This window comes from Lysinibacillus sp. KU-BSD001 (genome assembly GCF_042920265.1).
Taxonomy (GTDB): Bacteria; Bacillota; Bacilli; order Bacillales_A; family Planococcaceae; genus Lysinibacillus_B.
The window spans coordinates 71,775-83,155 of the sequence record NZ_JBDQZI010000007.1; the positions used below are offsets into that span (position 1 = coordinate 71,775).

General features: G+C 39.8%; 14 protein-coding genes. 13 read left to right on the forward strand and 1 reads right to left on the reverse strand.

The annotated features are described in order from the left end of the window. Position 1: 1 nt before the first annotated feature. The 8 genes from AAGS61_RS11905 to glpK all read left to right on the forward strand — a co-directional run bounded on the left by AAGS61_RS11905 (position 2) and on the right by glpK (position 6,455). A complete protein-coding gene (locus AAGS61_RS11905; protein WP_391371890.1) occupies positions 2-901 on the forward strand; it encodes a stage III sporulation protein AE in 900 nt (299 codons plus the stop codon). Next, complete coding sequence (locus tag AAGS61_RS11910) at positions 898-1,059, forward strand: hypothetical protein (protein ID WP_391371893.1); 162 nt, start codon at positions 898-900, stop codon at positions 1,057-1,059. The genes AAGS61_RS11905 and AAGS61_RS11910 overlap by 4 nt, the downstream gene beginning before the upstream one ends. A 27-nt stretch (positions 1,060-1,086) precedes the next feature. Further along, on the forward strand, positions 1,087-1,461 hold the full coding sequence (locus AAGS61_RS11915) for a hypothetical protein (RefSeq protein ID WP_391371895.1): 375 nt from the start codon (positions 1,087-1,089) through the stop codon (positions 1,459-1,461). Next, complete coding sequence (locus tag AAGS61_RS11920) at positions 1,451-1,987, forward strand: SpoIIIAH-like family protein (protein WP_391371899.1); 537 nt, start codon at positions 1,451-1,453, stop codon at positions 1,985-1,987. The genes AAGS61_RS11915 and AAGS61_RS11920 overlap by 11 nt, the downstream gene beginning before the upstream one ends. A 181-nt stretch (positions 1,988-2,168) precedes the next feature. Continuing rightward, entirely contained in the window at positions 2,169-2,663 is a 495-nt protein-coding gene (gene accB, locus AAGS61_RS11925; protein WP_391371902.1) for an acetyl-CoA carboxylase biotin carboxyl carrier protein, read from the forward strand. Positions 2,664-2,677: 14 nt separating this feature from the next. Then, the gene (accC, locus tag AAGS61_RS11930; RefSeq protein WP_391371905.1) at positions 2,678-4,045 is read left to right on the forward strand and encodes an acetyl-CoA carboxylase biotin carboxylase subunit; all 1,368 of its coding nucleotides are present in this window, start codon (positions 2,678-2,680) and stop codon (positions 4,043-4,045) included. Between the two features lie 370 nt (positions 4,046-4,415). Continuing rightward, positions 4,416-4,820, forward strand: coding sequence for an Asp23/Gls24 family envelope stress response protein (locus AAGS61_RS11935; protein WP_391371908.1), 405 nt, complete (start codon positions 4,416-4,418; stop codon positions 4,818-4,820). A 144-nt stretch (positions 4,821-4,964) separates the two neighbouring features. Further along, positions 4,965-6,455, forward strand: coding sequence for a glycerol kinase GlpK (gene glpK / locus AAGS61_RS11940; protein ID WP_391371910.1), 1,491 nt, complete (start codon positions 4,965-4,967; stop codon positions 6,453-6,455). 107 nt (positions 6,456-6,562) lie between these two features. On the opposite strand, the gene AAGS61_RS11945 is transcribed toward glpK, so the two are convergent. Continuing rightward, positions 6,563-7,216 carry a hypothetical protein gene (locus AAGS61_RS11945; RefSeq protein WP_391371913.1) on the reverse strand — a complete coding sequence of 218 codons (654 nt, stop codon included), beginning with the start codon at positions 7,214-7,216 and terminating at the stop codon, positions 6,563-6,565. A gap of 194 nt (positions 7,217-7,410) precedes the next feature. On the opposite strand from AAGS61_RS11945, the gene nusB reads away from it, so the two are divergent. From nusB to AAGS61_RS11970, 5 genes are all read left to right on the forward strand, one after another. Then, complete coding sequence (nusB, locus tag AAGS61_RS11950; RefSeq protein ID WP_391371916.1) at positions 7,411-7,794, forward strand: transcription antitermination factor NusB; 384 nt, start codon at positions 7,411-7,413, stop codon at positions 7,792-7,794. Positions 7,795-7,821: 27 nt separating this feature from the next. Continuing rightward, a complete protein-coding gene (gene folD, locus AAGS61_RS11955; RefSeq protein ID WP_391371919.1) occupies positions 7,822-8,697 on the forward strand; it encodes a bifunctional methylenetetrahydrofolate dehydrogenase/methenyltetrahydrofolate cyclohydrolase FolD in 876 nt (291 codons plus the stop codon). Between the two features lie 212 nt (positions 8,698-8,909). Further along, a complete protein-coding gene (gene xseA / locus AAGS61_RS11960; RefSeq protein WP_391371921.1) occupies positions 8,910-10,259 on the forward strand; it encodes an exodeoxyribonuclease VII large subunit in 1,350 nt (449 codons plus the stop codon). After that, positions 10,259-10,486 (forward strand): exodeoxyribonuclease VII small subunit, encoded by a 228-nt coding sequence (gene xseB / locus AAGS61_RS11965; RefSeq protein WP_391371924.1) that lies wholly within the window; start codon positions 10,259-10,261, stop codon positions 10,484-10,486. Before xseA ends, xseB begins: the two co-directional genes overlap by 1 nt. Before the next feature lies 1 nt (position 10,487). Then, entirely contained in the window at positions 10,488-11,372 is an 885-nt protein-coding gene (locus tag AAGS61_RS11970; protein WP_391371927.1) for a polyprenyl synthetase family protein, read from the forward strand. Positions 11,373-11,381: the final 9 nt, after the last annotated feature.

Below are 11,381 nucleotides of genomic sequence, written 5' to 3' on the forward strand. Positions count from 1 at the left end.
TATGGCACAATTACTACACCCGATAACGGAATCGATTACGTTGCTCGCGACATTGTTGCTATTGTTTTTGCTTCTTTTATTAATTGAAGGCGTGTCCAGTCATTCACGCCAGTTGTTATCAACTGTTTTTCTATTTCTCGTACTTATCATTGTTGCACAACAGTTATTTGATGCTTTTGTATTAATGAAAGAAATCGCCGCTATCTTTTCGGCTTTTTTCTTAGCATTCATTCCACTTGTCAGCACAGTCTTAGTCATTATGCAGTCCCTGATCTCGCTAGTAGCGTGGAGCCCGGCCATTATTTTTGTTTTGCAACTGCTCGTCTATTGTTGTGACAAGCTATTGATTCCCTCTCTGTTTATGGCACTCATATTTGATATATGTACAAGACTTTATCCACAAGTATCTTTTTCAAAAATAGCAGAATTAATTCGAAAAACGATTTTTAGTATAATCGCCGCATCCATTGTATTGCTATCCTCATTTTTAACATTTTCAAGCGTTGCCTTTTTCTCGATTCAAGAAACATTTGCAACGCCATTAAAAAAAGTCATTGAACAAAACGTGCCCATTATCGGGTCGCTGCTTGTAGAGGGGATGTCACTGTTAAAGAAGTTTCAATCAACCGCCACAACAGTTACAGGGTTTACAACGATCACAGCACTGCTAATTCTATCGTTTTATCCAGCGGCGACATTGCTCATTAAAGCTTTTACATTTAAATTAGCGGGGGCGATTGCAGAACCTTTTGTAAATAATCGAATTAGTAATTTACTTGATGATATTGGCAAGACCTTGTTTATGCTATGTGCAATTGCATTATTATTAGCAATTGGGTTTATTGTCATTTGGTTGATTCTATTTTTTATCGTGCAAATCGGGACTGGAAAATCACTATGATTCAATTACTTTATTTAATGGTCTTTGCTGTTATTTTACAAACGATTATAGGAGACGAAGATTTTTCTACATTCGTAAAGCTGGCCGTATTTTTATGGTTAATTCAATTTATTGCACAGAATGTTAAGTATATTGGCTCCATTTTTCTCATAGGATAAGGTGACAGAAAGGAGGGCAAGTAATATGTGGCAACAAAAAAGGCGAATATAATCGCGTTGATTGTCATCGCCCTCGTTGGATTTCTGCTGTTTAGGCAAGACGTGAGTCCATCAATAGAAGAAACGGTAGAAGTAAAACTAGCGGCAACACTCTCACAAATTGAGGGGGTAGGACAAGTATCGGTATATTTTCATACAGAGGCATCAGCGGAATCTACACTATTTTCATTTAGTGCAAGTGAAAATAAAGCGACGTATACAGGCGTGTTAATCGTTTCAGAGGGGGCTCAATCACCGATTATTAGGCGGCAATTGCAAGAAGCTGTGAGTGCTGTACTCCAATTGCCAGCACACCAAATTATTATTTTACCAATGAAAAAGGAGGATCATCATGAAAGTTAAAAAAAGAACAGTTTGGTTTTTAACACTTGTATGTTTAACAGCTGTAATATCTGTGTATTATTTATTTGAACGACCAAGTAATTTTGACTTCACAGCGATTTTTACAGATGATTCATTAGAGGGAGCTATTTTAACAGGTGTCGATGAAGCAGAGAAGGCGGTACAAACAGACAGCTATGTGTTCGAGGAGATTCGCATGGAAATAGACAATGAACGAAGTGAGCTACGTACGCAATTAACAACGAAAATGGCTTCTGATCAGTCTACAGCAGAGGAAAAAAATGAGGCATACAATGAGATAAATGCGCTAATTGAATTAGAATCATCAGAAGCGATGCTTGAAATGATGATTGAGGGACTTGGCTATACAGATGCACTAGTGCGTTTAGAGGGAGACAAAGCAAATGTCACGGTATTAACAGAAGAAATCTCGACAGAACAAGCAAATGAAATCGTGTATCTCGTAAAAAATGAGATGGATAAAATGATCCATGTGACCGTAAATCCACAAACTTCTTACTATTAATGGAATAAAATAGGTGGACATGTGTTATATAGCAGGTAAATACAATTTTGCGCCCGAAATGTAAGCGTTTGTAGTATTTTATGTGAAATTTTTTTAATTTTTAAAATAACTATTTCAAAATGGCTGAAATAATTATAAAATAGTGTTCGTAGTTTAAATTACATACAAGGGAGAGTTATTAATGTTCAAAATTCAAGAAATCCGTGAAATTATTAAATTAGTAGATGCTTCTACAATCGACGAATTCGTATACGAAGCAGACGGCTCAAAAGTTAAACTTAAGAAAAACGGTGGCGCAGTTGAAGTTGTAGCTCCTAAAGCAGTAGTGGCAGCTCCAGCGCCTGTTGTAGAACAACCGAAAGCGGAAGCACCAGTAGCGGCTCCAGCTAAAGAAGAAGCACCAGCAGCGGCTCCAGCAGCAGCTAACGATGCGGATTTACACAAAATCACATCACCAATGGTTGGTACATTCTACCAAGCTCCAAACCCAGAATCACCTGCATATGTAAAAGTTGGTGACAAAGTAGGCGACGAAACAATCGTGTGTATCGTTGAAGCAATGAAATTATTCAACGAAATCGAAGCTGAAATTAAAGGTGAAATCGTAGAAGTATTAGTTAAAGATGGCCAATTAGTAGAATACGGTCAACCATTATTCTTAGTGAAACCTGAGTAAGGAGCGCTGCTAACATGAAAAAAGTATTAATTGCTAATCGCGGTGAAATTGCAGTACGTATTATTCGTGCATGTAAAGAACTAGGTATTTCAACAGTTGCAGTATATTCTGAAGCAGACGCTGATGCACTTCACGTAAAGCTTGCAGATGAGGCATATTGCATTGGTCCAAAATTATCAAAAGACTCTTATTTAAGTTTCCCAGCTGTATTAGGCGTAGCACAAAAAACGGGTGCTGACGGCATTCACCCAGGCTACGGCTTCTTAGCAGAAAACGCTGATTTTGCTGAAGCTTGTGAAAACGCTGGTATTAAATTTATCGGTCCATCATCACATTCAATCAAAATCATGGGTATTAAAGACGTAGCGCGTGCTGAAATGGAAAAAGCGAACGTACCTTTAGTTCCTGGTACAGGTATTGTACCTGATATCGAAACAGGTAAAAAGTGGGCTGCTGAAATCGGTTACCCAGTCATCATCAAAGCAACTGCTGGTGGTGGCGGTAAAGGTATCCGTGTAGCTCGCACTGAAGAAGATCTTGTAAAAGGTATCGAAATTACACAAAAAGAGGCTGCTGCAGCATTCGGTAACCCAGGTGTATATTTAGAGAAGTTCATCGAGTTCTTCCGTCACTGTGAAATTCAAGTATTAGCCGATGGTCATGGTAACGTCGTTCACCTAGGTGAGCGTGACTGTACGGTACAACGCCGTATGCAAAAGCTTGTTGAGGAAGCACCATCTCCAGCATTATCTGAAGAGCGTCGTGCTGAAATGGGTGAAGCAGCTGTAAAAGCAGCGATCGCTTGTAACTATGAAGGTGCGGGTACAATCGAATTCATCTATGACTATCAAGAAGATAAATTCTACTTCATGGAAATGAACACTCGTATCCAAGTAGAACACCCAGTAACTGAAATGATTACTGGTGTTGACTTAGTTCAACAACAATTAAAAATTGCTGGTGGTGCTGAGCTGCCATTCAAGCAAGAAGATATTAAAATCAATGGTTGGGCAATTGAGTGTCGTATTAACGCAGAGAACGCGTACAAAAACTTCATGCCATCAGCTGGTACTGTAGATACTTACGTAACGCCAGGTGGTTACGGTGTACGTATTGACTCTGCTGTATATGCAGGCTATACAATCCCACCATACTACGATTCAATGGTTGCGAAGCTAATCGTTCATGCAGATACGCGCGAAGAAGCAATCGCAAAAATGAACCGTGCACTTTCTGAGTTCGAAGTTTCTGGTCCTGGAATCAACACAACAATTCCATTCCACCAAGCTTTAATGAACAATGACGTATTCAAATCTGCTAAGTTCAATACGAAGTTCCTAGAAGAGAACGACGTATTAGGTGTAGCTGAAAAAGCGAAGTAATCACTTAGGGAATAGATAGAGAAATAGAGCGCTTATCAAAGTTTTTAAATTTATGACCTTCTAACTTTTCGGAGTTAGGAGGTTTTTTATGTTTAAAAGGAGAGGGCGTAAAGGGTGAATTTGAAGTATGTATGATCTTGTAGGTATATAATCAACCGCTCCCTCTAATTTACGCACGAAATGATGGTATGGTACGAATCGATCAATAGGGAGTATTTCTAGCTGCTCTCGTTCATTGATGTGATTTTTCAGCGAGACGGTACCTTTTCATCTCACATTGCTTGTAAAATGTAGTATAATGGCTATATAACCAATTAGTTTACGTATTACTAGCGTGAAGTTAGTGACTATAAAGAGAGGATGTTTAATAATGGCTGATAAACAACCAACATCATTTGTACAACCTACGCCAACAGGGAAAGAAGAGCTTGGTCAAATTGAAGTAGCATCAGAAGTGCTAGAAGTAATTGCAGGTATTGCGACGACTGAAGTGGAAGGGGTCGCAGCAACGCGCGGTAATTTTGCTTCTGGCGTGGTAGAGCGTTTCGGGAAGAAAGTACATTCAAAAGGCATTAAGGCTTCTATGACATCGGATGGGTTGATTGCGGTTGATGTATTTTGCTCGGTGAAATACGGATACTCTATTCCGAAAGTAGCAAAAGAAGTGCAATCAGCAATTCGCCAAGCGATTTTAAATATGACATCAATTGAAACAAACGAAGTGAATGTACATATTACTGGCATTCAATTTGAAAAAGAAGAAATGCAAGCATAAAACAGGGGAGTGGGGAATGTTCAAAGTGAATGTTCCCTGCTCTTTTTCTATTGAAGCGATATTTTGCGAACTTTGCCATGGCATTGTGACACATAGCGCATTAAAATCTTCTTAAGACATATAAACATGAGGAGGGGGTATAGGATGAAGGAATATATCATGGCCATAGATCAAGGAACAACAAGTAGTCGAGCAATTTTATTTGACCAAAAAGGGAATCCTGTTCATGTGGCGCAACAAGAATTTAAGCAATATTTTCCGAAATCAGGGTGGGTAGAACATAACCCAAAGGAAATTTGGAGCTCCATTTTGTCCGTAATTGCACAAGTATTATCAGAAAATGATATTAAAGCCGAGCAAGTCAAAGGGATTGGCATTACTAATCAGCGAGAAACAACGGTCGTATGGGATAAACAGACGGGGGAGCCTGTATATAACGCCATCGTTTGGCAATCTCGTCAAACAGCCGACATTTGTGAGGAGCTAAGGCAGGCTGGTCATGAACAGTTATTTCGCGATAAAACAGGTTTACTCATTGATGCGTACTTCTCAGGGACAAAAGTAAAGTGGATTTTAGATCATGTAGAAGGCGCGCGTGACAAAGCTGAAAAGGGGCATCTCTTATTTGGCACAATTGATACATGGATTATTTGGAAGCTCACAGAAGGGGCAGTGCATGTTACTGATTATTCGAACGCTTCTCGGACACTGATGTACAATATTTACGACTTAAAATGGGATCAAGAGCTATTAGATATTTTAGGTGTACCCGCTTCTATGCTGCCAGAGGTGCGCCCATCATCTGAAATTTATGGTGAAGTAGTAGGCAAGCATTTCTTCGGTTATGCGGTTCCTATTGCGGGGATTGCAGGAGATCAGCAAGCAGCGCTATTTGGGCAAGCGTGCTTTGAACAAGGAATGGTGAAAAATACGTATGGTACGGGTTGTTTCATGTTACTTAACACAGGGGAACAAGCAGTTCAATCACAACATGGATTATTAACGACCATTGCGTGGGGACTTGACGGCAAAGTATATTATGCCCTTGAAGGGAGTATATTTGTAGCTGGTTCTGCTATTCAATGGCTTCGTGATGGTCTTCGTATGTTCCGTCGTTCTTCTGATAGTGAACAATATGCAACAAGTGTGAGTGATACAGAAGGCGTGTATGTTGTACCCGCATTTGTAGGGCTTGGCACACCGTACTGGGATAGCGATGTGCGTGGAGCTGTATTTGGGTTAACACGGGGGACGAGTAAGGAACATTTTATACGTGCTACATTAGAATCGTTAGCTTATCAAACACGCGATGTATTAGCTGCAATGGAGTCTGATTCCGGGATTGAGATGAAAACATTGCGCGTTGACGGCGGAGCGGTGATGAACAGTTTTTTAATGCAATTTCAAGCAGATATTTTAAACGTCCCGGTAGAGCGTCCAGCAGTTAATGAAACAACAGCTTTAGGAGCAGCCTATTTAGCGGGGTTAGCTGTAGGTTTTTGGGATACGAAAGAGGCCGTACAAGCACATTGGCAACTGGATCGAAAATTTGAGCCGGTGATGGAGGAAGAACGCCGTGAACAATTGTTTACGGGTTGGCATAAAGCGGTCAAGGCCGCGCAAATGTTCAAATAATAGGTGACGCTAAACTTGACGGATAGGAAAGGTTAGGTTTCATGATAGGTAATTGAGTGTGAAAACAAGCATAGACAAAGTCAAAATGCGACTTTGTCTATGTTTCATTAGCTTGATTTTTTAATTTTCTTATTTGCTTTTGATGTTTTTACATTTTCGTGTATACGTTCAAAGTAGTAATAGTTGGTGAAATACTGAATACCACGAGAATACTGTAATGCTTGTATTTTATATTGTTCGTATTCATCCATTTGTCCTTTTTTATACTGAAGTACAGCGGCAATCAGTGATGTCATCCAAGGCTTTGCGAGAATATAGTTTTCTGCTTTAGCATTCCCTTGTGTGGCATCAATCAGAGCGAGACTATAATTACGCATCATATCATTGGGGATTTGTGCAGCAAAATCTTTTGCTGCACTATAATTATGATCCATCATTGCCCGGTTCGCTCGATAAGTTCCTTGCATAATAGGCGACTTGTATGTAGCTAAAATATGGTCAATGGCTTGCTTTTGAATAGCTGGCGAACTTTCCTTTAGCGATAATGTGTAGTTGTACAATGGGTTTTTTATTGAAGATTGTAAAAAACGTTCAATCTTTTGTACATTTTGGCTTCTGTATAAAATATACATAACATAGCCTGCACGTAATAAAGAAATACTAATGATTGTTACGACCAAAATCCAAAATGGGATTTTGAATATTACCGCGACGATTCCGGCAATAATGGCAAATAGAATTAAACTAATTGTATAGCTCATTTGAACACCTCCATAGATTTTCCCCTTAGCTATCATTTTATCAAATTATTTGCATAATTTCCTAGCTTGTCTATTAAGAAAGAATTTTGTTAAAATGAGACGTTATCCGTAGGAAAATTTCATGGTAGCGGTGTGATAATATAGAAAATATGCTATCATAAAAAGTAATGTATAAAAAGAAGGAGCAATATTGAATGAAACGACATGAAGCGCGTGAAAAAGCGTTGCAAGCTTTGTTTCAATTAGACAGCACAGAGCTACCGATTGAACAAGCAATCGAGCACGTTTTAGAAGAGCAAAAGTCAACTGCTTTTTTAGAGCAGCTAGTCCGTGGCACAATTGAACATAAAGAAGCAATCGACGCAGCGTTAGAAGAAAAACTAGAGAACTGGACGCTAAGTCGTCTGCCTAAAATTGAAAGAACTGTTTTACGTTTATCTGTTTACGAACTTTTATATATGCCAGATACACCACATCGCGTAGTACTAAACGAAGCGATTGAGCTTTGTAAAGTATTCGGTGATGAAAAATCGTCAAAGTTCGTCAATGGTGTACTTTCTAAATTTACACAACAATAACCCGTGAACATTGGAAGGAGTAACAACATGTCAAGTGCAATTATTAATGGTAAAGAAATTGGTCAAGAAATTCGAAAAAGTGTCGAAGTGCGTGTAGGCGCATTAAAGGAACACGGTGTAACACCAGGTTTAGCTGTTATTTTAGTTGGGGATAACCCAGCAAGTAAAACATACGTTGCCAACAAGCAAAAATCTTGTGAGGCAATTGGTATGTATTCAGAGCTTATTAAGTTACCAGCAGAAACAACGCAAGAAGCTTTACTCGACCAAATCCGTGATTTAAATGATCGTGAAGATATTCACGGTATTCTTGTGCAACTCCCATTACCAAAACATATTGATGAGGATGCTGTCATTGCAACCATTTCTCCTGAAAAGGATGTAGATGGCTTTTCACCAATCAGCGTTGGGAAAATGATGTTAGGACAGGAAACGTACTTGCCATGTACTCCTTTCGGTGTGATGAAGCTTTTAGAACATTCAGGTATTGAAGTGGCAGGTAAGCACGCGGTCATCGTTGGGCGTAGCCACATCGTAGGGAAACCAATGGGGCAACTGTTACTTCAAAAAGATGCAACAGTAACGTATACGCATTCTAAAACACCAGATTTGCCATCGTTCACAAAACAAGCAGATATTATCATCGCGGCGGTGGGTCGTGCGAATTTTATTACAAAAGAGCATATTAAACCAGGTGCTGTTGTTATTGATGTAGGGATTAATCGTGACGAAAACAACAAGCTTTGTGGAGATGTAAACTTTGCGGATGTAGACGGAGTTGCGTCACATATTACACCAGTACCAGGTGGTGTTGGTCCGATGACAATTACGATGTTATTAGAAAACACAGTGCAAGCGGCTGAAAAAAAGCTAGCACAGGACAAAGCTATTAAAAATATGTAAAATAAGAATAGTGTTAATAAGGGTGTCTAAAGGTAGGTGCAGACACCCTTTTCTTTTGCCATTGTAGGCTAAGTACATAAGAAAGGCGTATTTGCAACCGTACTCCTGCCGCTTACGCTTTCGTCGCAAAGTAAGATTTGGCGCGAATGCTTAGGCACTTTTTCAATTTGAAAAATTTTATACTTTCTTACTCTTTTAAAAAAGGGGGCGAAATGATGTCGTCTTCGTATTTATCCGTAAAAGCATTAACGAAATATATTAAACGGAAATTTGAAGCAGACCCACATCTGAGAGAAGTGTATGTAAAAGGTGAGTTATCAAATGTCAAAATCCACACATCAGGTCATATTTATTTTACGCTAAAAGATGATGGGGCACGTATTAATGCGACAATGTTCCGAAACCAAGCAGCCAAATTAGCCTTTCGACCGGAAGAAGGTATGCAAGTATTTATTCGGGGAGATGTCAATGTATATGAAGTAGGTGGAACGTATCAGTTATATGCTCACACGATGGAACCGGACGGAGTAGGTGGTTTATTTGTTGCGTTTAATCAATTAAAAGAACGCTTACAAAAGGAAGGGCTATTTAATCCTAACTTTAAGCAACCGATTCCACTGTATCCTAAAACAGTCGGTGTACTAACGGCTACAACAGGAGCAGCAATTCGTGATATTTGTACAACGATTGGGAGACGCTATCCACAAGCGGAAGTTTGTATTTATCCAACGCTTGTACAAGGGGCAAATGCAGCAGCGAATATTGCTAAAAATATTATATTAGCTAATGAGCAGGCAATGTGCGATGTGCTGATTGTTGGACGTGGTGGTGGTTCCATTGAAGATTTATGGGCATTTAATGAAGAAGTTGTTGCTCGTGCTATTTTCGAGAGTCGCATTCCAATCATTAGTGCGGTGGGGCATGAGACAGATACAACGATCGCCGACTTTGTAGCTGATTTACGTGCACCAACCCCGACAGCCGCAGCAGAACTTGCGGTACCCAATCAGCAAGAGCTCTATCAGCGTGTATTAAAAAATCAGTCTCAGCTCCATCAGATGATGACGGCGCGTCTCACATTTGAACGCAGTCGTTTGACGAAGCTACAAAATGCATATCCGCTTGCGATGCCTGAGCGATTATATCGCCCGTTTACGGAAAAGCTAATACAAATGGATACGCAGCTTCAGCATGCCACTTCACTGTATATGATGAAACAACGGAATGCTTTAGAGCGACTGCAGGCATCTTTACAAATGCAGTCACCGAAGCAAACATTAGATTACACAAAACGGCAATTAGATCAGATCACGCAGCAATTAACACGAGCGGCTTATACAAATGTGGAACAACGTAAACATCAATTTAGTAGCGTCATCCGTACACTTGAGGCGTTAAATCCGCTAGCCATTATGCACAAAGGATTTAATGTGTCATACAAAGATGGGAAAGTGGTCAAGTCGATTGACCAATTAGCGAAGGATGATACGATTCAAATTGCACTCCATGACGGGACAGCGCAGGCTAAAATACTGTCAACGGAGAAAAAGGAGGAATACTAATGTCACAACAATCATTTGCCGTAGCGATGACAGACTTAGAAGAAATTGTGCGCAAACTAGAACAAGGGGATGTTCCTCTTGAAGAAGCGATTGATTTATATAAAAAGGGCATGGAACTTTCTCAGTTTTGTCATGAAAAATTATCAAATGCAGAACAACAACTAATTTCAATTGTTGGTGAAGACGGCGAGAAACAACCGTTTTCAGCTAATACAGGAGAGATGTAAAATGAGTGAACGTTTACAACAATTTATAGCACAACATGTGCCGACGATTGAGTCACATATGTATGAGCTTGTAAAAGAAATTCGTGGACCAGAAATGCTAAAAGAATCGATGCTTTATTCACTTGAAGCAGGAGGCAAGCGTATTCGTCCATTGTTTGTAGTCGCTGTTTGCGATATGTTTAACGGTCTACAGCCAGCATCCTATACGGTTGGGGCAACAATCGAAATGATTCATACGTATTCCCTTATCCATGACGATTTACCGTGCATGGACGACGATGATATGCGCCGCGGGAAGCCAACAAATCATATTGTGTATGGTGAAGCACTGGCTGTACTTGCAGGGGATGCATTAAATTCATTATGCTTTGGTGTATTAGCACGGATGCCAAATGTATCAGCCGAACAGCGCTTAGAACTTGTTCATATGTTAAGTGAAGGTGCAGGGGCTGAAGGGATGGTTGGTGGACAAGTCCTTGATATGGAAGGCGAAAAACGCCAGCTGAATTTAGCCGAATTAGAAAATATTCATATTAACAAAACCGGTGCTTTATTACGATTTAGTATTGAAGCGGGTGCTGTCTTATGTAATGCTTCGCAGGAAGAGCGTGAGGCATTAGTGGACTATGCACACCATATTGGGTTAGCGTTCCAAATCCAAGATGATATTTTAGATATTGAAGGAACGAGCGAGCAGTTAGGAAAAACCGCAGGGAAAGATGTAGAAAGTGATAAAAGTACGTATCCAGCGCTATTAACAATCGATGGTGCAAAGCAAAAGCTAGAGGAGCATTATAAACTGGCACTTGCAGCATTAGATTGTCTAACAGTGGATAGCACATTGTTACGAGAATTTGCTAATTATATTATTTCTCGCAGTAATTAAAGTGTTAAA